General features: G+C 66.7%; 24 protein-coding genes. 9 read left to right on the plus strand and 15 right to left on the minus strand.

The window, feature by feature from the left end; translation table 11 throughout:
* The first annotated feature begins 4 nt into the window (after positions 1-4).
* Complete coding sequence (locus tag ACOI2T_RS13255; RefSeq protein WP_409501556.1) at positions 5-1,315, plus strand: glycoside hydrolase family 183 protein; 1,311 nt, start codon at positions 5-7, stop codon at positions 1,313-1,315.
* A gap of 6 nt (positions 1,316-1,321) precedes the next feature.
* Here the strand turns inward: ACOI2T_RS13255 and ACOI2T_RS13260 are convergent, their stop codons facing one another.
* From ACOI2T_RS13260 to ACOI2T_RS13285, 6 genes are all read right to left on the minus strand, one after another.
* Complete coding sequence (locus ACOI2T_RS13260; RefSeq protein ID WP_067852232.1) at positions 1,322-1,570, minus strand: DUF1918 domain-containing protein; 249 nt, start codon at positions 1,568-1,570, stop codon at positions 1,322-1,324.
* Between the two features lie 78 nt (positions 1,571-1,648).
* The gene (locus tag ACOI2T_RS13265; protein WP_409501557.1) at positions 1,649-2,383 is read right to left on the minus strand and encodes an SDR family NAD(P)-dependent oxidoreductase; all 735 of its coding nucleotides are present in this window, start codon (positions 2,381-2,383) and stop codon (positions 1,649-1,651) included.
* 3 nt (positions 2,384-2,386) lie between these two features.
* A complete protein-coding gene (locus ACOI2T_RS13270; RefSeq protein ID WP_409501558.1) occupies positions 2,387-3,952 on the minus strand; it encodes a dipeptide ABC transporter ATP-binding protein in 1,566 nt (521 codons plus the stop codon).
* Complete coding sequence (locus ACOI2T_RS13275) at positions 3,952-4,827, minus strand: ABC transporter permease (RefSeq protein ID WP_409501559.1); 876 nt, start codon at positions 4,825-4,827, stop codon at positions 3,952-3,954. Before ACOI2T_RS13275 ends, ACOI2T_RS13270 begins: the two co-directional genes overlap by 1 nt.
* Positions 4,824-5,780, minus strand: a complete 957-nt coding sequence (locus ACOI2T_RS13280; protein ID WP_409501560.1) for an ABC transporter permease — start codon at positions 5,778-5,780, stop codon at positions 4,824-4,826. The genes ACOI2T_RS13275 and ACOI2T_RS13280 overlap by 4 nt, the downstream gene beginning before the upstream one ends.
* Positions 5,777-7,306, minus strand: coding sequence for an ABC transporter substrate-binding protein (locus ACOI2T_RS13285; RefSeq protein ID WP_409501561.1), 1,530 nt, complete (start codon positions 7,304-7,306; stop codon positions 5,777-5,779). Before ACOI2T_RS13285 ends, ACOI2T_RS13280 begins: the two co-directional genes overlap by 4 nt.
* Positions 7,307-7,449: 143 nt before the next feature.
* On the opposite strand from ACOI2T_RS13285, the gene ACOI2T_RS13290 reads away from it, so the two are divergent.
* Positions 7,450-7,968, plus strand: a complete 519-nt coding sequence (locus tag ACOI2T_RS13290) for a hypothetical protein (protein WP_207626460.1) — start codon at positions 7,450-7,452, stop codon at positions 7,966-7,968.
* On the plus strand, positions 7,944-9,032 hold the full coding sequence (locus tag ACOI2T_RS13295; RefSeq protein WP_409501562.1) for a glycoside hydrolase family 183 protein: 1,089 nt from the start codon (positions 7,944-7,946) through the stop codon (positions 9,030-9,032). The genes ACOI2T_RS13290 and ACOI2T_RS13295 overlap by 25 nt, the downstream gene beginning before the upstream one ends.
* Before the next feature lie 3 nt (positions 9,033-9,035).
* On the opposite strand, the gene ACOI2T_RS13300 is transcribed toward ACOI2T_RS13295, so the two are convergent.
* Entirely contained in the window at positions 9,036-9,779 is a 744-nt protein-coding gene (locus tag ACOI2T_RS13300; protein WP_409501563.1) for an SDR family oxidoreductase, read from the minus strand.
* A gap of 111 nt (positions 9,780-9,890) precedes the next feature.
* Between ACOI2T_RS13300 and ACOI2T_RS13305 the strand changes: the two genes are divergently transcribed.
* Positions 9,891-10,919 (plus strand): NAD(P)H-dependent amine dehydrogenase family protein, encoded by a 1,029-nt coding sequence (locus ACOI2T_RS13305; RefSeq protein ID WP_421877286.1) that lies wholly within the window; start codon positions 9,891-9,893, stop codon positions 10,917-10,919.
* Positions 10,920-10,983: 64 nt separating this feature from the next.
* A complete protein-coding gene (locus tag ACOI2T_RS13310) occupies positions 10,984-12,744 on the plus strand; it encodes an Hsp70 family protein (protein ID WP_409501565.1) in 1,761 nt (586 codons plus the stop codon).
* Here ACOI2T_RS13310 and ACOI2T_RS13315 read toward each other — a convergent pair.
* Both ACOI2T_RS13315 and ACOI2T_RS13320 read right to left on the minus strand, forming a co-directional pair.
* Complete coding sequence (locus ACOI2T_RS13315; RefSeq protein WP_409501566.1) at positions 12,741-13,616, minus strand: alpha/beta fold hydrolase; 876 nt, start codon at positions 13,614-13,616, stop codon at positions 12,741-12,743. The genes ACOI2T_RS13310 and ACOI2T_RS13315 overlap by 4 nt on opposite strands.
* Entirely contained in the window at positions 13,613-14,038 is a 426-nt protein-coding gene (locus tag ACOI2T_RS13320; RefSeq protein ID WP_409501567.1) for a helix-turn-helix domain-containing protein, read from the minus strand. The genes ACOI2T_RS13315 and ACOI2T_RS13320 overlap by 4 nt, the downstream gene beginning before the upstream one ends.
* A gap of 138 nt (positions 14,039-14,176) precedes the next feature.
* Between ACOI2T_RS13320 and ACOI2T_RS13325 the strand changes: the two genes are divergently transcribed.
* A complete protein-coding gene (locus tag ACOI2T_RS13325) occupies positions 14,177-15,559 on the plus strand; it encodes an HNH endonuclease signature motif containing protein (protein WP_409501568.1) in 1,383 nt (460 codons plus the stop codon).
* Here the strand turns inward: ACOI2T_RS13325 and ACOI2T_RS13330 are convergent.
* From ACOI2T_RS13330 to ACOI2T_RS13340, 3 genes are all read right to left on the minus strand, one after another.
* Positions 15,547-15,870 (minus strand): hypothetical protein, encoded by a 324-nt coding sequence (locus ACOI2T_RS13330; protein ID WP_067855177.1) that lies wholly within the window; start codon positions 15,868-15,870, stop codon positions 15,547-15,549. The two genes, ACOI2T_RS13325 and ACOI2T_RS13330, sit on opposite strands and share 13 nt — an antisense overlap.
* A complete protein-coding gene (locus ACOI2T_RS13335; protein WP_409501569.1) occupies positions 15,870-16,526 on the minus strand; it encodes a DJ-1/PfpI family protein in 657 nt (218 codons plus the stop codon). Before ACOI2T_RS13335 ends, ACOI2T_RS13330 begins: the two co-directional genes overlap by 1 nt.
* 73 nt (positions 16,527-16,599) lie before the next feature.
* Positions 16,600-17,415 (minus strand): alpha/beta fold hydrolase, encoded by an 816-nt coding sequence (locus ACOI2T_RS13340; protein WP_409501570.1) that lies wholly within the window; start codon positions 17,413-17,415, stop codon positions 16,600-16,602.
* A gap of 29 nt (positions 17,416-17,444) precedes the next feature.
* Here ACOI2T_RS13340 and ACOI2T_RS13345 point away from each other — a divergent pair, with 29 nt between their 5' ends.
* Complete coding sequence (locus tag ACOI2T_RS13345; protein WP_409501571.1) at positions 17,445-18,080, plus strand: TetR/AcrR family transcriptional regulator; 636 nt, start codon at positions 17,445-17,447, stop codon at positions 18,078-18,080.
* On the opposite strand, the gene ACOI2T_RS13350 is transcribed toward ACOI2T_RS13345, so the two are convergent.
* Positions 18,052-18,672 carry a TetR/AcrR family transcriptional regulator gene (locus ACOI2T_RS13350; protein WP_409501572.1) on the minus strand — a complete coding sequence of 207 codons (621 nt, stop codon included), beginning with the start codon at positions 18,670-18,672 and terminating at the stop codon, positions 18,052-18,054. The two genes, ACOI2T_RS13345 and ACOI2T_RS13350, sit on opposite strands and share 29 nt — an antisense overlap.
* On the minus strand, positions 18,669-19,499 hold the full coding sequence (locus ACOI2T_RS13355) for an SDR family NAD(P)-dependent oxidoreductase (RefSeq protein WP_409501573.1): 831 nt from the start codon (positions 19,497-19,499) through the stop codon (positions 18,669-18,671). The genes ACOI2T_RS13350 and ACOI2T_RS13355 overlap by 4 nt, the downstream gene beginning before the upstream one ends.
* Positions 19,500-19,716: 217 nt before the next feature.
* Here ACOI2T_RS13355 and ACOI2T_RS13360 point away from each other — a divergent pair, with 217 nt between their 5' ends.
* Positions 19,717-21,255 carry an acetolactate synthase large subunit gene (locus ACOI2T_RS13360; RefSeq protein ID WP_409501574.1) on the plus strand — a complete coding sequence of 513 codons (1,539 nt, stop codon included), beginning with the start codon at positions 19,717-19,719 and terminating at the stop codon, positions 21,253-21,255.
* A 4-nt stretch (positions 21,256-21,259) separates the two neighbouring features.
* The gene (locus ACOI2T_RS13365) at positions 21,260-22,222 is read left to right on the plus strand and encodes a GlxA family transcriptional regulator (protein ID WP_409501575.1); all 963 of its coding nucleotides are present in this window, start codon (positions 21,260-21,262) and stop codon (positions 22,220-22,222) included.
* Here ACOI2T_RS13365 and ACOI2T_RS13370 read toward each other — a convergent pair whose 3' ends face one another.
* Complete coding sequence (locus tag ACOI2T_RS13370; RefSeq protein WP_409501576.1) at positions 22,223-23,305, minus strand: class I SAM-dependent methyltransferase; 1,083 nt, start codon at positions 23,303-23,305, stop codon at positions 22,223-22,225.
* Position 23,306 lies beyond the last annotated feature (1 nt).

The raw sequence follows: 23,306 nt of genomic DNA on the forward strand, positions 1-23,306 counted from the left end.
TGTCATGCCGGCCTTCCGTCGACTGGCATCGGTGACCCTCGCATCCACTGTGGCAGTCGCGCTTGTGCATTCACTGCTCACCGCGCCACCCGCGGCCGCTGACCCGTGTTCGGTGCCGCCGGCCGGCGCGTCGGCGCGCAGTGCGACCCCACGTCTGCCGATCCTGCACCTGCCGATCGGACGCAAACCGGCGAGCACCGCTGCCACCTCGGAGGCGGCCAAGGACACCGCCGTCGCGCCGAACACCGCCGCTCGCGCCGCCGCCGCTCCCGCGGCCTCGGCGGCCACCACGGTCGACTGGATCACCGGACCCAACACCGACAGCTATTCGCGCTTTGGAATATCGGGTGCCGACCTCGGGATCATCTGGGACAACGGGCAATCCGGGGCCAACAACCAGGTGCTCATCGCGTTCGGCGACACCTTCGGGAACTGCGGCGTGCCGGATCAGGAATGGCGCAAGAACACCCTGTTCCGCAGTGCGGATCGCAATTTGGCGGACGGGATGAGCGTGCCCAACCCGGTACCGGGCAACGTCTACGCCGGCTCGCCGGTCGATGCCGCGCGGCCCAATTTCTCCAAGCAGGTGATCCAGAGCCTCGGGTTGGCCGCCACCGAGGTGACCGTTATACCGACCGCCGGAATATCGGTCGGCACAACCCAATACGTCAATTTCATGTCGGTGAGCCAGTGGGGCGCACCGGGGCAGTGGTCGACGAATTTCTCCGCCGTGGCGGTGTCGACCAACAACGGCGAGACCTGGACAGTGCCGGTCACGAGCATCCGGCCGAGCTGGTTCAACACCGTTCCCGGTGTGCCGTTCGTATGGGGTGACCAGAACTTCCAGATGGGCGCCTACGTACGGTACGGCGGCTATGTCTACGCCTACGGCACCGGGGCGGGCCGGGGCGGCATGCCGTTCCTGTCACGCGTGGCCGAGAACGCGGTCGCCGACAAGTCGGCCTACGAATACTTCACCCCGTTCGGCTGGCTGAGGGGTTTTCCGTTCCTGGCCATACAAGTGGTGTGGGCTCCGGGCAGCGAGATGTCGGTGGCCTACAACGACTACCTCAAGAAGTTCGTCATGCTCTACACCAACGCCGCGTCCGCAGTGGTGATGCGGACGGCGGACAAACCCGAAGGGCCGTGGAGTCAGGCGAAGACCATCGTCAGCTCCACCGCGATACCCGGCGGAATCTATGCGCCCTACATTCACCCGTGGTCGAAGGGCAGCGACCTGTATTTCACGCTGTCGCGGTGGTCGGATTACAGCGTGATGCTCATGCGGACATCCCTGGCGACAACCAGCGGCTGATCCGTCTCAGCTCACTGTGCCCGGCCGGCTCGACCGCTCCGCCGCGCGCTGGGCGGCTTTGTTGTGTTCGTCGGCCGACACCACCACCGCGTCGGTGCCGGGATAGACCGTCGCCTCATGCCCGGTCACGAGCCAGCGCACCACATACGGGGGAGAGCCGTCCTCGGCGCGCACCCCGATGATCTCGGCGTGCTGCTCGTGCTGGTCGGTGGTCGTGCCCTTGACCACCAGGAAATCGCCGACGTGCGCCTTCATCGCCTGCTCCCTTCGCCTGCTCGTCGGACACCTCCATGGTGCGCGCATCGGGCGGCGGTGGGAACGGGTCGGTGAAGATTACCCCGCCGTCTTGCCGGCATCGACGACGTAGACCGCGCCGTGCACGGCGGCCGCGTCGTCACTGGCCAGAAACGCGATGGTCTTCGCGACGTCGGCCACGTCCATCATTCCGCGCGGCGCCGCGATGCGCATGATCAGATTCCAGTCGGCGTTGTCCGGCGCGGCGAACTCGGTGGTCTGCGGCGTCAGCATGCCGCCGGGACAAACCGCGTTGACCCGCAACCGATTCGAGGTGAACTCGATGGCCAGCGCCCGGGTGAGGCCGACGAGTCCGTGCTTGGCCGCGCAGTAACCCGCGGAGTAGACCTCGCCTTCGATGCCGGCGATGGACGCGACGTTGACGATGCTGCCGCCGTCGAGCAGATGCGGCAGCGCGGCGCGGCACAGAAAGAACGGCCCGTTGAGATTGACGGCCAGATCCTTGTCCCAGTCGTCGTCGGTCACCGAGAGCGTGTGCCGCATCTGGTGGAAGCCTGCGACGTTGATGAGGGTGTCGAGCCGGCCGAACTCCTCGACGCAGCGCGCGACTGCCCGCCCGCAGGCCTCCGAGGACGAGATGTCGACCGACGCGTACTTGCCGCCGGGCACATCTTCGAACACGGCAGCCATCCGCTCGGCGTCGCGGGCGATGCCGAACACCGATGCACCCCGCGCGGCAAACAACTGAGCAACCGCAGCACCGAGGCCCGACGAGGCACCCGTCACCAACGCGACTTTCCCATCAAGAGTCATGCGCTAGACCTTCTCATGCGGCCGCGTGGGCGGAACCGCGGCCAGCAGTGTGCGCGTGTACTCGTGCTCGGGCGCGGCGAACAACTCGGCCGCGGGACGGTACTCCACGGCTTCGCCGGCGCGCATCACCAGCACGTCATGGCTCATGCGGTGCACCACCGCAAGGTCGTGGGCGATGAACAGATACGCCAAACCGAGTTCGCGCTGCAGATCGGCCAGCAGATCCAGCACCCGCGACTGCACCGAAACGTCAAGGGAAGCCGTCGATTCGTCGAGGATCAGCAGATCGGGTTCGGTGGCCAGCGCCCGAGCGATGCTGACCCGCTGCCGTTGGCCGCCGGAGAGTTCGTGCGGATAGCGCGACGCGAAATCCGATGGCAGATCGACAAGCTCGAGAAGCTGGGCGACCCGTTCGGCGCGCGCCCGCCGGCCCCTGGCCAGCCGGTGCACGTGCAGCGGTTCACCGATCGCCGCACCGACCCTCGCACGCGGATTCAACGACGCGAACGGATCCTGGAACACCAGGCTGATTCGCCTGCGCAGATCCCGGCCGCCGTCGAACACGTCGGCACCGTCGAGGGTCGCAGTGCCCGCCGACGGCTCGGTGAGCCCGGTCAGCGCCGCTGCCACCGTCGACTTGCCCGAGCCCGACTCACCGACGACGCCCAGGGTGCTGCCGCGCCGGATCTGAAACGACACATCGCGCACTGCCGGAACACCTGAGTAGTGCACGGTGAGCCCCTGCACGTCCAACAAGACCGGCGCGTCGTCGGGCGCCCCGGCAGGTCCGGCACCATCGACACGGGGCCGGGCGGCAAGCAGTTCGCGTGTGTATTCGTGCTGGGGCCGGTCGAACACGTCGAGGATCGGTGCCTGCTCGACGGCCTCGCCGTCGCGCAGCACGGTCACCTCGTCGGCGACCTGACCGATCACACCGAGGTCATGGCTGATCCAGACCACTGCGGTTCCGAAATCGCGCTGAAGATCAGCGACCAGATCGATGATCTGGGCCTGTGTTGTGACGTCGAGCGCGGTGGTCGGCTCGTCGGCGATCAGCAGCTCGGGATCGCAGGCCAGTGCGATCGCGATCATCACCCGCTGCCGTTGGCCACCTGACAACTGGTGCGGATAGGAATCCAGCCGATCCTGCGGCAGCCCCACCGCATCGAGTAACTCACCGGCCCGGGTTCTGGCCTGGCGCCGGCTCATGTTGCGATGCGTCTCAAGCGTTTCGGTGATCTGCCGGGCCAGCGACAGCAGCGGGTTCAGCGAGGTGCCGGGATCCTGGAACACGAATCCGATACGCCCGCCGTGCACCTCGCGCAGCAGCCGGGCCGACGCGCCGACGAGCTGCGAACCGTCGGCCAGCGTGCTGGTGCCGGCCACCGCCGCACCCGGCGCATCCAACAGACCGGTGGCGGCCAGCACCGTCATCGACTTGCCCGATCCCGATTCGCCGACGATGCCGACAGTCTGCTCACGGTGCACATCGAACGAGATGCCGCGCACGATCTCCCGTCGGCCGATCGCCACCCGTAAATCCTGGACGCTCAGCACAGGTGTGGTCATCACCGGCCCCTCCTGGCTTCCATCAGCGTGCGCTGCTTGGGATCCAACACGTCGCGCAGCCCGTCACCGAACAGGTTGAACGCCAGCACGGTGACGAATATGGCAGCCCCCGGGAACACCGCCATCCACCAGGCCAACGTCACGAAACCCTGTGCGTCGAAGATCATCCGGCCCAGCGACGGCTGCGGCGGCTGGATGCCCAGACCCAGGAACGACAGTGACGCCTCGGCCAGGATCGCGAAGGCCAGCGACAACGACAGCTGAACGATCAACGGTCCGGCGATGTTCGGCAGGATGTGTCGGGTCAGGATGTAGATGCTGCCGGTACCCATCGTCCGCGATACCGCAACGAACGGTTCGACCCGGACGCCCAGCGTGCTGGCGCGGGCAACCCGCGCGAAGATCGGGGTGTAGACGATGCCGATCGCCAACATCGTCGTGGTGATGCCGGGGCCGAGGATCGCGACGATCGCCAGCGCCAGCAGCAGTACCGGAAAGGCGAACATCACATCGACCACCCGCATCACGATCGTGTCGAGCCACCCGCCTCGGTATCCGGCGACCACGCCGATCGTCACGCCGATCACCGCGGCCAGCGCCACGCTGACCACCGCGACCCGAAGCGACGCCTGGACGGCGACGAGTACCCGCGAAAACACATCCCGCCCAAGCTCATCGGTGCCGAACCAGTGCGATCCGCTCGGGGCCTGCAACGCATTGGGCACATCGATGTCGTTGACGCCGAACGGAATGATCCACTGTGCGGTCAACGCCACGACGATCACCGCGAGCAGTACGACGGCGCTCATGGTGGTCACCGGGTTGGACAGCAACAGCCGCCACGACGCCACGCGGCTCTCGGTCTGAGTGGTCATGACAGCCGGATCCTCGGGTCGACGACCGCGTAGAGCACATCCACGATCAGGTTGATGAGCAGGAACAGCGCCGCGATCAGCAAGACCGCGCCCTGGATCACCGGGTAGTCGCGCGCGGCAACGGAATTGAACACCAGCCGGCCGAGGCCCGGCCACGCGAACACCACCTCCACCACGATGACGCCGCCGAGGATCGTCGCGAGCTGAATACCGGTGATGGTCAGCACCGGCAGCAGCGCGTTGCGGACGATGTGTCGGAACGTGATCACCGGCGGCGGCAGACCTTTCGACCGCGCGGTGCGGACGTAGCCCATCGCGGCGACCTCGAGCACTGCCGACCGCACATACCGCGTCATGATCGCGGCCGCGACCAGACCCACGGTGAGCCCCGGCAGGATGATGTGGCGCAGCCAGCCGCCGGGATCGTCGAACAGCGGCCGGTATCCCGAGGTCGGCAACCATCCCAGCGTCGAGGCGAACAAACCGATCAGCAGGATGCCGAGCCAGAAATCGGGAATCGATACGCCGAACTGACTGGCGATCCGGACGATCGCGTCGCTGGCCCGGCCCTCGCGCAAGGCCGACCAGATGCCGGCAGGCAATGCGATCACCAGCGCGATGAGGATGCCGACGAGGCCGAGCGACAGCGTCGCCGGTAGCCGCTCCAGCAGGGTCACGGTGACCGGGTCGCCGTTGCGGAAACTCACCCCCAGATCGCCGGTCAGTGCCGAACCGAGATAACCGAAGAACTGCTCGACGATCGGTCGGTCCATGCCGCTGGCCGAGCGCAGTGCCTCGTACGCCTCGGGCGTGTAGCGGGTGCCGAGCGCGATGCGCACCGGATCGCCGGGCACCAGATGGACGAGGGCGAACACGACGATCAGGACCCCGACGAGCACCACCACCGAGTACAGCAGCCGCCGGGCGAGAAACCGTGCGATACCGAGATTCATTCCGCCCCACCCGCATTCAATTCCGCGCCGCGGAAACGGATCGCCCCGTCGCGACGTGCGTCGTACCCGGACAGATTGTTGGCCCACGCCTGGATCACCGATGGGTTGTACAGGTAGATGTAGCTCACCTCGTCGGCGATCCGGGTTGCGGCCTTGGTGTAGACGTCTTTTCGCTTGGCGGTGTCGGTCTCGACGCGTCCGGCGTCGAGCAGTCGGTCCACCTCCGGATCGGAGAACTTCTGCGCATTGCTCGTTCCGTTCGAATGGTGTTGCGCGTAGTAGAAGTCGTCGGGGTCGATGTTGCCGAGCCAGCCCATCATGAGCATGTCGAAGTTCCCGGTGTTCTGCTCGTCGAGCCACGTCGCGAAGTCGACGGTGCGGATGTTCACCGTGATGCCAAGGGGCGCAAGGTTGTCGGCGATGATCTGGGCCGCGGTCACCGTCTCGGGATACTCGCTGGTGACGAGCATGTCGAGGTTCTGCGGATCGGCGCCTGCCTCGTCGAGGAGCCGTCGCGCCTCGTCGAGGTCGTAGCGGTACCGGTCATAGCGCGTGTACCACGGGTTGCCTTCCGGGATCGCCAGCTGGTTGGTCATCGCGGTGCGGTAACTCGTGGCCGCCGCGATCGCGTCGCGGTCGATCGCGTACGCGATCGCCTGGCGCACCCGCACGTCGTTCCAGGGTTGGCGAGCCTCGTTGAGGGCCAGGTACCAGTAGTCGTTGCTCGGGGTGACGGCGAGTGTCAACGAGTCGTCGTCACGTAACTGCGCGACGCGCTGCGGCGGCACCGAGTCGGTCCAGTCGATCTCACCGGCCTGCAGCGCCGACAGCGCAGTCGAGGGCTCGGAGATGAACCGGAACGTCACGCCCGACACGCCGGGTGCCCCGCCCCAATAGTTCGGATTGGCCTTGAGCGTGATGGAGTCGCCGCTCTTGCGCCCGGCGAACGAGAACGGCCCGGTACCGATCGGGTGGGTGGCGATCTGTCCACTCTCGACGTTGCTGCGCTGCACGATCGCCATGCCCTTGAACCCGCCGAGATTGGTCAACAGGTTGGGCGTGGGGTGCTTGACGGTGATGCGGACCGTGGCCGGATCCGGGGCGCTCACGTCGGTGACGGCGCTGAACTTGTCGACGTTGGTCAACTGTTCGTCGATGATGCGGCGGTACGAGTACACGACGTCGTCGGCGGTCAGGGGGCTGCCGTCGTGCCAGATGACGCCCTCACGGAGGTGGAAGGTCCAGGTGAGCTGATCGCCGCTCACCTCCCACGACTCCGCCAGCGCCGGGCGCATGTGCAGGTTCTCGTCGGGTTCGACGAGCGTGTCGAACACGTTCTCCAGCACCTCGAACGAGAAATATGCGCTGGTCCGGTGCGGGTCGAGCTGGTCGGGCTCGCCCGCGATGGCGGCGATCAGGTTGCCCGAGGACTCGTCGCCGAGATCCACCCGTTCACCGGTGGAGCACGCCGCGAGCAGGCATACCAAGACTGCGAGTAACGCTTTAACCGCTGGTCGTGAGGTCACGATCTCTCCAGGATCACCGCGGGTGATCTGCGTGTTCGCTCACCCGCTACGGGTCGTCACCGGGACCGGGAAACGCCTGACGGACAAACCGGTGACGACGCTGATGAAGACTGCGATACTCACCCATTGTGACCTTCAAGCGCATGGCTGCTGCGACCGCCCTGGTGTTCACGTTCGGATTCGGCGCAGGCCTGGGATTTGCCAGCCCTGTTCAAGCCGAGCCCGTCATGAACGGTGTCTACACCTATACGCAGGAGGGCTTGGAGCCTCAGACGTGGTCGATCTACCCGTCCTGCGTGCCGGTGGTCGGAGATCTGCGCGAGCCGCTCGAGTTGGCCGTGGCATGCCGGCTGCACGTCGAGGCGTCGCGCGGCACGAGCGGCGGTGACGCCCGGCTGGCCGACGGTCAGTGGCAGTTCATCACGTCCAAGATCGAAGGCATGCAGTGCCCGGACGGCAGCTGGGCGCCGATCACCGAGACCTACCGGTTCAACGATGTGACGCTGAGCGGCACTCGATCGGTGGCGCACAACGCGGTGTGCGGGTTGGCCCCCTCGATTCACACCGTGCCGTTCACGCTCGCCTACCAGAAGCCGCTGCCGCTGCCCGTCGAGGCGTACCCCCTCGACTGTGAGCCGTGGGGCCTGCGGTTGTGCACGTAGCCGGACGCCGAATCCCGCTGCGCAACGGCAAGGTATGTGATCTCACCGGCCCAGGACTGACCGATCGGTTCGGGGTGACCTGCACCGACCTCGGTGCCTCGGTGCTCGCCCCGAACGGCAAGTTGGTGTCGGTCTTCGGCGACACGTTCTCCGGCCGCCGGGTCGGGGACGGTGACTGGCGTTCACCGGTGGTATTGATCGGCACTGGCGACGCGAATCACGAGATCGTCTACGAACGCGCGGGCGGCCCGGACCCGCTGTACGCGCGTCAGCTGTGGCATTACGTCCACAACGCGTCGGGTTGGCGGCGCAACGCCATCAGTACCGTCATCCCGAGTGATCTGATGCGCGTGGGGGCTTCGCTCTACTTGCACGCGATCGTCAATCGCGGATTCGGCAACGTCATCTGGACCGAGATCTGGCGTTCGGACGATTGCGGTGTTTCATGGGAGCGCTTCGGCTCGAAGTTTCCGGCCGGTCTGCACGGAGGCCACGCACAGTGCTGGTCCTGGGACCACGACCCCGACGACGGCTGGGTTTACGTGGCCGCCACCGGTTTTCAGCGCGACAAGGGCATCATCCTGATGCGGGTTCGTCCGGGCCGCATCGGCGACCCCGAATCTTATTGGAGCTGGGGCCATACCGACGCGGGTTGGGAATGGGGCCGCCGTGCCACGCCGATCACTCCGGCCGCCGAGCGATGGGGTGAACTGAGCTTTCGCCGTGTCGCACCCGGGAAGTGGGTTCTCGGCGGGTTTTTCGCGTCGAAGTACGCGTTGGGATACCGCGTGATCGATTCGCCGTTGGCCAACCTGCACACCACGCCGGTCCAGACACCGATCGCGGGATCGACTTGGGAGAACGAAGACCATGCGCAGAACCGGGTCGCTCAACTCTACGGTGGCTATGTGCTCCCCGGCTCACGCTTCGACATCGACGGCGGTGTCGGGCTCGTGGTGTCGCAATGGCATACGAACTCCGGATGGCCTTACCGGGCAATGCAATTCAAAGCCCGTCTGAAAGACACGTCGGAGCCGCAGCCCGTGGACCCTGTCGACCTGTGACCGTCAGGCGGTGAAGCCGCCGTCGACGTTCCAGTTCGCCCCGGTGACATATCCCGATTCCGGGCCGGCCAGGAAACTGACCACTGCGGCGATGTCGTCGGTGTGCCCATACCGGCCCAACGCGGTGGTTTGCCGTACCACGTCGGCGAATTCGCCTTCGTCAGGGTTCAGGTCCGTGGCGATCGGGCCGGGCTGCACGTTGTTGACGGTGATACCGCGAGGTCCCAGTTCGCGGGCGAGCGCGCGCGTGAGTGACGATACGGCGCCTTTGGTCATCGCGTAGACGGCGGTTCCACCCGTCGGCACGCGATCGGCGTTGATGCTGCCGATGTTGATGATTCGTGATCCCTCACCGAGATGGCCGACCGCGCTGCGGATCGCCGAGTACACACCGCCGATGTTGACGGCCACCACTCGGTCGTACTCCTCCTGCGGGAACTCGTCGATGGGTGCCATGTGAGCGGTTCCGGCGTTGTTGACGAGGACGTCCAAGCCGCCGAGGTCGGCAACTGCCTGTTCGACCGCCGCCGCCACCTGCGCCGGATCGGCGGCGTCGGCCTGAATTGCCACGGCTTTCGCGCCGTCGGCGGTCAACTCGGCGACGAGTTTCTCGGCTTCGACGGCAGATGCGCCGTACGTGAAAGCCACGGCGGCGCCGTCGGCGGCCAACCGTCGGACGATGCCCGCGCCGATTCCGCGTGAGCCGCCGGTTACCAGTGCGCGCCGTCCCTCAAGTGCTGTAGTCATGGACAAGACAAAGCCACCGGCGTCCCCGTGATTCCCGGTGTGACCGGTATCACTTATGGTGAATCCGTGACGAAACGAGTCGTGGTCTGGGGCACCGGTTTTGTGGGCAGCATGGTGATCGCCGAGATCGTCAGACATCCGCTGTTCGAGCTTGTCGGTGTCGGGGTCAGCAATCCGGAGAAGGTGGGCCGCGATGTCGGCGAGATCTGCGGCCTCGGCGCGCCGATCGGCATCACCGCGACCGACGACGTCGACGCGCTCATCGCGTTGCGGCCCGACGCTCTCGTCCACTACGGGCCAACGGCCGCGCACGCCGACGCCAACATCGCGTTGATCACCCGGTTCCTGCGGGCCGGAATTGACGTCTGCTCGACCGCGATGACGCCGTGGGTATGGCCGAAAATGCACCTCAACCCGCCCAACTGGATCGAACCGATCACCGAGGCGTGCGAGGCAGGCGGTTCGTCGTGCTTCACCACGGGCATCGATCCCGGCTTCGCCAACGACCTGTTCCCGATGACGCTGATGGGTTTGTGCTCAGAGGTGCGCCGGGTCCGCGCGTCGGAATTGTTGGATTACACGAACTACACGGGCGACTACGAATTCGAGATGGGCATCGGCAAGCCGCCCGAGCATCGGCCCCTGCTCGAAAGCCCCGACATCCTCATCTTCGCCTGGGGCGCAACAGTTCCCATGATCGCCCACGCGGCGGGCATCGAGCTCGACGCGATCACCACCACATGGGACAAATGGGTCACCCCCGACGAACGCAAGACGGCCAAGGGCGTCATCGCGCCCGGCAACGTAGCCGCCGTCCGATTCACCATCAACGGCGTCTACCGCGGCGAGACCCGAATCCAACTCGAACACGTCAACCGCATCGGCCCGGACGCCGCCCCGGACTGGCCGTCCGGAAACGACAACGACGTTTACCGCGTCGACATCGAGGGCACCCCGAGCATCTCGCAGGAGACCGCGTTCCGGTTCACCGACGGTTCAGGCCGCGATGCGGCGGCCGCCGGTTGCCTGGCCACCGGGCTGCGTGCGCTCAACGCCGTGCCCGCGGTCAACGAACATTCGCCAGGGTGGGTGACGGCTCTGGATCTACCACTGATTCCTGGTATTGGAACTATTCGCTGAGTAACGCCAGCCGCGTCAAAAGAGATTGAATACCGGATAGGGTTTTCTCTCGAGACGGGACGACATGGCTGACGGGATCGGGCTGTCGGTTGGCGCGACCAACCTGACCGCAGTAGTAGTGGGCCGAGCCGCGGTGACGCGGTCGCCGGTGCTGACGCTCTATCCGCATCGCGCCTCCGAGGTGGGCGTGCCCAGTGAGAACCCGAACCTCACCGAACGCGGACTGATCCTGACCGACTTCGTCGACCGGGTCGGTGACCCGGTCGGCATTCTGGCGCCCGACGGTTCGTCGCATCGTGGCGAGACGCTCGTCGCGGATGCCCTCGGTGCGCTGCTGGACACCGTGACCGCGGGACGCCCTGCCGGTGATCCTGTCGCCATCACGCATCCGGCGCACTGGCGGCCCAACCAGGTAGAGGCGCTTCGTGCCGCCCTGGCGGCCGTGCCCGAGTTCCGCGACACACCGACGCTTGTCTCGGACGCGACCGCGGCGCTGACGGCATTGCAGGACGAGCCAGGCGTGCCGACCCGTGGCGTGATCGCGGTATGCGACTTCGGCGGCAGCGGCACCAGCATCACCCTCGCCGACGCCGGCAACGGCTACCAGCCCATTGCGCCGACCGTTCGCCATCCCGATCTGTCGGGCGACCTCATCGACCAGGCCTTGCTCACGCACGTCGTCAACGACCTGTCCGCGGCAGGCACGATCGACCTCGCCAGCACCTCCGCGATCGGCTCACTGGGCCGACTGCGCGGCGAGTGCCGCCGTGCCAAGGAACGGCTGTCGGTCGAGTCGGTCACGGCACTTGTCGCCGAGTTGCCAGGCCACCGCAGCGACGTGCGGCTCAACCGCAACGAACTCGACGACGCCATTCGCGAGCCCCTTGACGAATTCGTTGCGGTCTTCCAGGACACGGTCGATCGCAGTGGGCTGCGTCCCGGTGATCTGGTGGCCATGGCGACCATCGGTGGGGGCGCGCGGATTCCGGCGATCACGACGACGCTGTCCGCGCATTTCCGTGTCCCGGTGATCACCGGCGCGCAACCCGAACTGACTGCCGCCATCGGAGGTGGGCTGACGGCGGTGCGCGGGACGGTCGAAGAGGGGATGACCGCGATGGCGCCTTCGGCTGCGCCGCCGACCGCCGCGGCGGCACTGGTCGCGCCCGAGCCGCCCGCTGCCCCGAAAGCGTTGGCGTGGTCGGACGCGCAGGACATCCCGGACGTCGCTGAGGTGGACGATTACGATTTCGGGCCCGAGCCGGGCATGCGAACCACGGCGCGGCCGCAATTGCAGTTCGGCGAGCGTGAGCTGACCGAGCACGAGGAGTCCGTCGCGCAACCCTGGTACCGGCGTCGTGCCGTGCTGGCCGGCGCCGGTGGAGTGGCGGCTCTGGTCGCTGTCGCCGCAGTGCTCCTGATGAACAACCGTGACAGCGGAGACGTCGCGGTTCCGGCCGCGACGACCGCTCCGGTCACGACCACCACCGCACCACCCGAGACGCCGCCGCCTGCGGTGCCCGTCGAGGCGACGGCACCCGAGCCGCAGCAGACCCAGGTGGTGACACATGAGGCTCCGCCGCCGCAAACGGTGACCCAGACGGTGCCACCGCCAGCGCCGCAGGCGCCGCCGGTGACCGAAACCCCGCCGCCCACAACGGAAACCCCGCCACCGCCACCGCCTACGACGACTGAGCCGCCACCCGCCACGACTCAGGCACCGACCTCGACTCAGCCACCGTGGAGCCCGGCGGCTCCCTACCCGACCATCCCGGGACTGCCTTGGGTGCCCGCGCCCGGGGGAGCGGGTGGAGCCGGCGGCTAGCTCTGGTTGCCGCCCAAGGTCTTTGCGTCTGACCCCTCTTTGAGGAACGTATGTATGTCGTCGCCGTCCTCAAACACGCCGTGACCCATGCCTGCGATGAGGTTGATCGACGCCGAGGGCTGTAAGCGTTTCAAGCGCGCGGCCGTATCGCGCGAGTTGAGCAAGCGGTCACCTGCGCCCAGCGCGACGTAAAGCGGTGCGGTGATGGCTTGTAGCTGCTCATCGGAAAAGATGGGCAGCGTGTCGCGGCGAGGCTGGTAGTTGCGTTGGATCAACAGCATGTAGTCGATGACCGGGTCAGGAACCGTGCCGGGTCCGAGGGCAATCCGCAATGCCGTTCGGGTGCCGCGGTCTCCGAATGGTGCGAGGACCAGAGCCGCGATGACCGCACCGTAGCGTTGGCGGCCGATACCGCCAGGGGCCCGCAGGGCCAGTCGTTGTACGCGGCCGGGCCTGCGGATCGCGTAATCCGTGGCCAGCCAACCGCCCAACGACACACCCACGATGGCGGCGGTATCGATACGCAGTTCATCGAATACGTCATCGAGCCACAGCGCATGGGCAGCGGAGTTCAGGTCGGGTCGAACCGGTGCACTCAATCCGGGTTCGCCGATGACATCGACCATGTACAGCCTGTGGGTCAGTGACCAACGCGGCGCATCGGCGTGCCAGATCGCGCTGTTGCTTCCGGCGCCGTGAAGCAGCACGGCCGGTGGTGCGTCAGCGGGGCCGCAGTCGAGAACGAACGTCTCGCCCTCCCGCGTCGGGACGGTGCGCTGTCGCACTGGCGTGGTCCAACGCTGAAGGTGCTCGCGGTAGCTGCGCTCGATGGCGTCCTGGCCGGCTGACGATCGGTAGACGGTGTTACTCATTTCTCGCCCTGACGCGTCAAGGCATCGATCAAACCGATCAACGCTGCCGTGGATTCCGGATCACCGTCAACGAAAATCGTCAGCCGGCAGGAAGTTTCGTCATACGTCGAATGAACGTTGAGTTGCGCCTCCCGGTTTGAGTCGCCGATCGCTGCGGCCGTGAGGTGCGTGGTGACACGGTCCATCGTGAGGCGGTCGACGTTGTGGATGTGCGTGACAGCCGAGACGTGCGCGTGTGGCTTGCCGGCCGGCTTGACGGCAGTTGCTCCGGTGAACGTGCGCAAGTCCTGTTCGGTGATGCGGTACTGCTTGCCCATCCGTACGGCGGGCAGGCGGCCGTCACGGACGTATGCCCGCACGGTGCGTACGTGCAGTCCGAGGATGTCGGCCACTTGTTCTGCCGAGTACACCGCGACGGTCATGGCCATAAACTACCGTATTCATCCCTATAAAGATGAAAATGAGGAAGTCCTAGGAGTCAGCGAGAATCTTTGGCCACTTTGGTCTCGGTAGTCACAATCGGGGTCTTCTTGTCGGTGGTTCGAACTAGTGTTCGATGCATGGATTCCTTGGTGGCGGACCGGCTCGCGGCGTTACGCGCGGCACTAGCCGGTGTGCGCGGCCTGCCCTGGGGGTCGCTGCCCGAAGCCGACCTGCTGGAGGTGTGCGCGGGGGTCCAAGACGTCCGCAATCTGGTGCCGGTGGTCGAGCATGCCGCGATCAGTGCGCTCTCGGAATGCACGACCCCGGCCGCGATCGGGGCGAAATCCTGGCCCGAAGCGCTGCGGATCCGGCTGCGGATCTCGGGCAGCGAGGCGCGGCGGCGGTGTCGCGATGCGACGAACTTCGGGCCACGCCGATCGGTGACCGGCGAGGCGCTGGCGCCGGTGCGGGCGGCGACCGCCGCTGCCCAAGCCGGTGGCTGGCTGACCCCCGATCACCTCGACGAGTTGGAGACGTTCTTCACCAAATGCCCCGACTGGGTCGACGCGGCACGCCGCGACGCCTTTGAACGCAAACTCGTGGCGGTGGCGGCGCAGGAGACCCCCGAGACGTTGCGCCACACCGTCGCCGAAGCCCTCTACCTCTTGAATCAGGATGGTGACGAACCCGTCGACGCCGCGGAACGCAAGCGTGGTATCACGATCCATCCCCAGCAGCCCGACGGCACCTCGAAGGTGTCGGGATGGTTGAACGCCGAAGCCCGCGCCGTCGTCGAACCCCTGCTGGCCAAATACGCCGCACCCGGCATGTGCAATCCCGACGACCCCTCACCCTGCGTCACCGGGGTGCCGTCGGAGGAGGCCATCGCGGCCGATACCCGCACCGCCGCGCAACGCAATCACGACGCATTGATCACGATCGGGCGCAACGCCTTGATGTCGGGCGAGCTCGGTACCCATAACGGGTTGCCGGTGGCGTTGATCGTCACCACCACCCTGGCTGAACTCGAAGCCGGCGCCGGCATCGCCGTCACCGCCGGTGGGTCGAAACTACCCATCTCCGACGTGATCCGCCTCGCCGCCCATGCCTGGCATTACCTGGCGGTGTTCGACGATGCGACCCTGGTGCCGCTGTATTTCGGGCGGACCAAACGCATCGCGACCCCCGCCCAACGCCTGGTGTTGTTCGCCCGCGACCGGGGCTGCACCCGGCCCGGGTGCACCGCCGGCGGCTACCGCTGCCAAGCCCATCACGCCCAACATGACTGGACGGTGGGTGGGCAGACCAACATCGATGAACTCGCCCTGTCCTGCGGACCCGACAACCGCCTGGTCGCCAAAGGCAAATGGACCACCACCATGCGCAACGGCCGCTGCCAATGGACCCCGCCACCCCTACTCGACACGGGCCAAAACCGCATCAACACCTACCACCATCCCCAGACCTACCTCACCGACAACAACGACGAGGATGATGAAACAGACTGTCAACCAGCCTGATTCACCCGACGGATGCCGCTGACAGCTGAGCGTGGCAAGCGGCCGGCTTTGGAGTGCCCGGACATCTGGTCGCCGGTCACCCTGACGTCGAAGTCGAGGTTGAGCCGCATGGGCTTGGTGATCGACTGCTTCCACGTAACCTGTTGTGCGTCAGACTGGTTGACGACGGTGATGTCTTCGAGTCGGACGGTCTCGCCTCTGCCTTCCGCGGAGCCGGTGATGATGCCGTCGATTTCCGAGAACCGGTAGATCACGGCCAGTGAACCGATCGGAGTCTTGATCTTGACGTCCCAAGTTCCGTCGAGGCCCATCACACCGCCTCCGCGTGGCGGCCGGTGTCGGTCCAGACGGTTCCGCGACGTTCGTAGTCGAACAGTGACTCCACGGCCAATGCGATGCGTGGGCCATAGGTTCGGTGCAGTAGATGCAGGGCAAGATCAAGGCCGGAGGTCACCGCGCCGGACGTCACCAGATCGCCGTCGTCGACGACTCTGGCGGCGATCGGTGTCACGCCCGTCGCGTCAAGCACGTCCATGCCGAGGTGATGGGTGACAGCGCGTCGGCCTTCGAGCAGACCCGCCATCGCGAGGGCCAGCGAACCGCCGCACACGCACGCCACGACGACGTCAGGGTTGGCCATGGCCCGGCGCATCAACTCAACGGCCGCGGTTTCACCGAATCGGGCCAACAGCACCGGTATGGTCACCGCACCTTCGTCCGGGTCGCCGTCGACAGGCCCGGCCGCTCCGGGGACGATCACGAATCCGGGCTTCTCGGGGTCGAGTCGGCCGGTCGCCTGCAGCGCCAGCCCGCGGTTACCGCTGACGACGAGTCTCGGCCCTTCCGCTGCAACGAGTTCCACGATGAGCTCGCCGCCGATCGAGTCGCTGCCGGCGCTCAATACCTCGAATGGTGCGATGACATCCAACGGGTCGAATCCGTCGAATAGCAGAATTTGCGCATACACGTCGCCATCGTTGCGACACTCGACCACCGCTCAACAGTGGCCAGATGGCCATATCGCAACGGAATCTTGCCAATCAGCGGCTGCCGGAAACGACGCACGGCCGGGCCAGCAGCTCGACCAGTGCCTCTGTCACCTCTGCGGGCCGCTCTTCCATCACGTAGTGATCCGCACCGCGCAGGCGCGTCAACGTCGCGTTGGGGATTCGCTCTGCGAGTTCGAAAGCGGTGCGCACCGGTATGTAGCGGTCCCGGTCACCCCAGATGACGGCAGTTGGGCAGGCAATGGTGTTGAGCCCCTCGGCGAGCCACGGGACGACCGGCAGGTGGTAGTTCGTGAAGAAGTCGACGAAGGTGTGCCGTCCCTGTGGTGTGTCCATCCAGTCCAGGTACTCGTGTTCGATCGCGCTGTCCCAGCAGCCGAGCCGGCGATACGGGCGAAGGAAGAGCTGGTGGATACGGCTCAACGGCAGGCGCCGTGCCAGGGCGGGGGTGTTCGTCACGGCCCAGCGCTGGCCGCGCGAGAAGTGGTAGAACCAGGGCCGAAAAGTGCTGTGGGCCCGGGTGTTCAGCAAGGCCAGCCGCAGCACGCGCTCGGGATGTCGAAGCGTATAGCCCAGACCGAGGAAGCCGCCGTAATCGTGGGCGACGAGATTGAAACGGTCCAGGCCGAAGCTGTCGGCGAGTTCGCCGATGCGCTCCACCTCGGCATCGTAGGTGGCCGGCGTGGGAGGTGGGTCCGACCGGCCGAAACCCGGCCAGTCCGGTGCGATGACGCGGTGCCGTGCCGAAAGAGTCGGGATCTGATGACGCCAGCACGATGCGCTCTGCGGATATCCGTGTAACAGGAGAACCGGCTCACCCTCGCCGGCCTCGACGTGGTAGATGCTCATTTTGTGCAAAGTAGTATAAAATTCTGGCGGTGACCAGTGCTGAACCGAAACGGCGAGGACGTCCACGTGCGTACGACCCGGCTCGTGCACTCGGGTTGGCTCGTGATGTCTTCTGGCGCAACGGCTATGCCGGCACGTCGCTCGACGATCTGGCGTCGGGGATGAACATGAACCGGCCCAGTATCTACGCGGCATTCGGCGACAAGCGTGCGCTGTATCGGCAGGCGGTGACCGACTATGCCGAGACCAGTCGCGCCGTGGTGGCCGAAGCATTGCAGCGCCCGGTGCCGCTGCGCGAGGCGTTACGGGCGGTCTACCGGGGCGCGCGGGATTTCTATCTGGCCGACGGCTCGCGCGGTTGCTTTCTGATCGGCACGGCCGTGACAGAGGCCTTGGGGGACAGGGATATCCGCGACGTCGTCGACGCGACATTCGGCGCATTCACGGTGACGTTCACCGAACGGTTCGAGCGTGCGGCCCAGGAGGGTGAGCTCGCCGAGCATCCACCGGAGGTGCTGGCTCAGATCGCTACGGCCGCGCTGAACAATCTGGCGGTGCGGGTCCGCACCGGCGCTTCGGCGGATGACCTCGACGCGCTGATCGACGCGACGGTCGAGGTCATCTGCGCAAACCCGGTCACCGAAACGACTCCAGCGCGTCAGTGACATCAGGGGAGTAGGCAATCGACGGGTCGACCACGGCCGCGGTGCGCAGCGTGGCGACCAGTGCGGCGGTGGCCAGTTCGACCAGCACGTCGACATCGATGTCGCGGTTGGTGATCCGGTCGATCATCATCTCGTCGAGGTAGCCGACCCAGCCGTGCATGGCCGTGCGAAGCGCTGCCGTGACGGGCTCGACAATGCCGAGCGCCGACAAAATTCGTTGTGCCCCCAGCCAACGGAGGCGTTCTATCGCGGCCTGGTGCTCAGGGTCGGCGCCGAGTGCACCGCGCAGCAGCGCAACGAAGCTGTCGGAGTACGAGTCGATGTAGGTGATGTGGTTGCGCAATGCATGTCGCAACTGATCGACGGAGCCGGCGTCGGGTGGTGGCGGCGCGAGCTGGGCGGCGGCGATTTCGACGGCTATCTCATTCATGACCGCCAGATACAGTCCGCGTTTGTTGTCGAAGTGGTGGGCGATCAACCCGTAGGCCACGCCGGCCTTCTTGGCGATCTCCGACGTGGTGACCTGATCGTACGGACGGGTGGCGAACAGCTTCCGGGCCGCATCGATGATGAGCTGACGCCGGTTGCTCATCGGTTGCCTTCAAGGTCCAGCGCGCCGAGCGTGTTCACCCGTCGGCCGCCGATCGTCGCGACGAGCCGGCCGATTGCCGGAACCTCCAGCGGAACCAGTGAGTAGCTGGGGTAGACGACGCGCGTCGCGCCGCGCTGCAGTGCGCGGACCACGGCGGCAGCGGTCGCCGCGGGCGAGACCGGCGGCGCTGTCCTGGGTGGCGCGGTCTTCCAGGGCAATTCGTCGATGTCGCGCAGAGCGGTGTCGGTGGAACCGGGCACCACCTCCACGACCCCGATCGGCGTTTCGGCAAGCTCAAGCCGCAGTGAGCGGGTCGCCTGGGCCAGTGCGGCTTTCGATGCCGCGTAGTAGCCGAGCAAGGGCAGCGGTACGGCCTGCACGGTAGAAGTGACGTTGACGATCGTCCCGCTGCCTGCCGCGTGCATGGCGGGCAGCAGCGCTGCGGTGAGGGCGAGCGGCGACCACAGGTTGACCTCGAACACCCGGCGTGCGGCTTCCGAGTCTGCGACGGATGACTGCGCGCCGGTGAGATTGGCCCCGGCGTTGTTGATGACGATGTCGACGCCTCCGAGTGCCTTCAGTGCCCGTGCGCCGAGGTCGGCGGCCGCGCCCGGCTCGGCGAGATCGGCGCGCAGAACGATGGGCCGGGCAGGTCCGGCGTCGGATAATTCGTCCGCCAGTCGAATGAGGAGGTCTTCCCGGCGGGCCGCCACTGCCAGGGTTGCGCCCTTGCCCGCCAACGCCAGCGCCAGTTCACGCCCGATGCCGCTTGATGCACCGGTGACCAGAATCCGCTTGCCGCGCAGGTCTATCCGCCGTTTGCTCATGCCCACATCCTGTTGACTGCCCCTGGTTACAGACGTTCACCGTCGCATATTGACTGATAATCAGTCAATTGGTAGTGCTCGGGGCCGAAGCATTGGCGATGGCCGCTCTCGTCGGCCACGCACTGGCGCCGGACAGGATGGCCGATCACTATGGACGGGTGCATGACCGGCGGAATCAACGTGAAATCGGCGCCTTCGACGCCGGACGGGCGCGCTCATGAGCACCGGTGCGCAGGTGGTGCTGCAGCGCCTGCTCGCCGAGGGCGTCGAGGTGTGCTTCGCCAATCCGGGAACCTCGGAGATGCACTTCGTCGCCGCGCTCGATTCAGCCCCAGCGATGCGTCCGGTGCTGTGCCTGTTCGAGGGCGTCGCGACCGGGGCGGCCGACGGATATGCCCGCATCGCGGGCAGGCCCGCGGCGACCCTGCTGCACCTCGGTCCCGGCATGGCCAATGGACTGGCGAACCTGCACAACGCCAGGCGGGCATACAGTCCGGTCGTCAACGTCGTAGGCGATCACGCCACCTACCACAAAAAGCTTGACGCCCCACTGGAATCCGACATCGATGCGCTCGGCACGTGGCTGCATGGTTCGGTGCACCGGCCCGCTTCTGCGGCCGATCTCGACGCCGTGGTGCGCGATGCCGTCCGCAGCGCAGTGGGCCCGCCCGGACGCGTGGCCACGGTGATCCTGCCCGCCGATTATTCGTGGGGCACGGCTACTCAGACCGACCTGCCCGATCCGGAAACGTCCGAGGCGCACGACGATGCCGGTCTGGAAATCGTGCAGGCCGCCGACCTGCTGCGAGCTCATGGTGACGGAGTGACCATCCTGTTGGGCGGTACGGCCACCGACGCCGCGGGCCTGACCGCGGCCGCGCGGATTCGTGCGGCCACCGGCGCGCGCACATTGGTCGAGACATTCCCGGCCCGCCTGGCCCGGGGCCGCGGCATACCCGCGCTCGACCGGCTGCAGTATCTGGCCGAACTCGCGACTCAACAGCTCGACGGCACAACACATCTCATCCTCGCCGGTGCCCGAGAACCGGTGTCGTTCTTCGCCTATCCGGGCAAGCCGAGTGAACTCGTCCCCGCGGATGCGCAGGTGCACACGCTCGCGGTCGCCGATCTGGAGAAACTCGCCGACGAACTCGGTGGCGCAGTGCCTGCCGCACCGGACAACGATCCCGCCCCGTTACCCACCGGGCCGCTCACTGTGCAGAACTGGGCGCAGGTGATCGGTGCCCTGCTGCCCGAAAACGCCATCATCTCCGACGAAGCCAATACGAGCGGGGTGCTGCTGCCCGCCGCAACCGCGTCCGCCGCACCACACGATCTGCTCACCCTCACCGGTGGAGCGATCGGACAGGGGCTGCCGGTCGCGGTCGGCGCCGCGATCGCCGCACCGCACCGCCCGGTCATCGCGCTCCAAGCGGACGGCAGCGCCGCCTACACGATCTCGGCGCTGTGGACGATGGCCCGCGAGCAGCTCGACATCACCGTGGTGATCCTCAACAACCACGCCTATGCCATCCTGCAGATGGAACTTCAGCGCGTCGGGACCAGCGCCAGCGGCGAGCGGTCACAGTCGCTGCTGGATCTCGGTAACCCCGACATCGACTTCGTCGCCGTCGCACAGGGTTTCGGAGTCCCGGCCACCCGGGCGACGACCGCAGAGGAACTGGCTGCACAGTTCAGCGCCGCGCTCGCCGAACCCGGACCGCACCTGATCGACGCCGCGGTCTCGGCGAGGTAACCGCATGCACACCGTCGCCGTCCTCGCGCTGCCCGACGTCAACACGTTCGACCTCAGCACCGCCGTCGAGACCTTCGGCCGGGCCCGGTTGGCCTCCGGCAAACCGGCCTACCGCGTACTGGTGTGCAGCGACGAACCGGTCGTGACGGCCGGGCCCGTGCGCATCGGCACCGATCACGGCCTGTGCCGACTCGCCGAGGCGGACACCGTCGTCGTACCGGGATGCAACGATGCCGCCACGACGCCATCCGACGAGATCCTCGCGGCACTGCGCGACGCGCACGCGGCTGGCATCCGGATCGCGTCGATCTGCACCGGGGCGTTCGTGTTGGCCGCGGCCGGTCTGCTGGACGGCAAGCGGGCGACCACCCACTGGCTGGCGGCCGACGTGTTCCGGGACGCGTTCCCCGCGGTGACGCTGGATCCCGACGTGCTCTACGTCGACGAAGGGCAAGTGTTGACCTCGGCCGGCGCGTCGGCCGGAATCGACCTGTGCCTGCACATGATCGGACGGGACCACGGCGCCGCGGTCGCCGCCGACGCGGCCCGGCTGGCGGTCGCGCCGCTGCACCGCGCCGGCGGCCAGGCGCAGTTCATTCGCCGAAACAGCTTGGCCGCCCGCCAAATCGGCGAACGCACCGAACTCGACGACGTCCTCACCTGGATCGAGCAGGAGGCTCATCGCGAGCTGACGTTGGCCGACATCGCCGCACGTGCCGCCGTCAGCGTGCGTACCCTCAACCGCCGGTTTCAGGCCGAAACCGGACAGACCCCGATGCAGTGGCTGGCCGGGGTGCGGATCCGGCACGCACAACAGCTGCTCGAATGCACGTCCGACGGTATCGAGCAAGTCGGCCGCCAGGTCGGGTTCACCTCAGCGGCGAACTTCCGCGAACAGTTCCGAAAACTCACCGGCGTGACACCGCAGCACTACCGCAACACCTTTCGCGATCGAGTCGCCGGCTGATCAGCCTGACTGGCGCTTCTCCAACACGAGCTGGGCCACCGGAATCCGCATCTGTTCGGGTGCGGCGGCCAGCCGGGCCGCAATGCCTGCGTGCATGCGCTCGAAGAACTGAAGCCGGCGCTCCGGATCGTCACCGAGTGCGTCGGCGAGATCGTCCAACGCCGTGAACCGGCAGAAATCCGCCCACCGCGTACCGAATGCGTCAGCGTTCTTGTCTTTTCGATACTGGCCGAAGATCACGTCCTCGGCGTCGAACACCTCGAGGTGGCTGATCGAGAGCTTCTCGAACCGGCCCGACGGCGCGAACGGCGCAGCGAAATCGGCCGCCCGGCGGCCCACGATGGGCAGCGTCATGCGCTCGACTTCGTCGACGCTCACCACACGCTCGGCGACCAACTCTTGCAACGTCTCCATCACGGCGTCGAACAACGGGCGGTAACCGAAGTCCCCGTCGTCGCCAAGTGCCATCGTCATCACCACCAACCGACCACCCGGCGACAGTTCGCGGCCGCGGAAGGCGACGAACTCGTGCCAGTCATGGGCGGCTTGCCGGGCATACGCCGCGCGAGTGTGGTTGTCGCCGCTGTATGCCACTGCGATGTGGTCACTGATCGGCATGGGCACCTTCCCGAGCCGGACCAGTGCCCACGCCGACCAGCCGAGGTGCACCGCGTTCGACGGGAGGATCTGGGTGTAGAACGAGCGGCCGACAGCAGAGGTGAACGTCGCGGAATCCTTGCGCAAGTAGGACTCCGGGTCTTCGGACAGTCCGCGGAACATCGTGGTGAAGTCGTTCTCGGCGGTGTCGGTATGCGTCACGAGCACGCACTGTGCGGGACGGGTACGGCCGCGCAGTGCGGCGACGGCGGCGGCGATCGGCCGCATCGAGTTGTGGCCCGAGCCCGCACCGTAGTCCGCGATGACGATCGGATACGGCGCTGCCGGTAGCGGGACGGTACGAGCGGCCTGCTCGAACAGCTTGATCGCCGAATCCAGACCAGCGGCGTGCTGGCGAGGCGGGGATTTCTTGCGCGTGCCGCCGGCCGTGGCGTCCGACCGGGCGCTGACCCTGGACTCCGGCATG

The organism is Mycolicibacterium wolinskyi str. Jessa 2025 (assembly GCF_049241375.1).
Classification (GTDB): Bacteria; Actinomycetota; Actinomycetes; order Mycobacteriales; family Mycobacteriaceae; genus Mycobacterium; species Mycobacterium wolinskyi.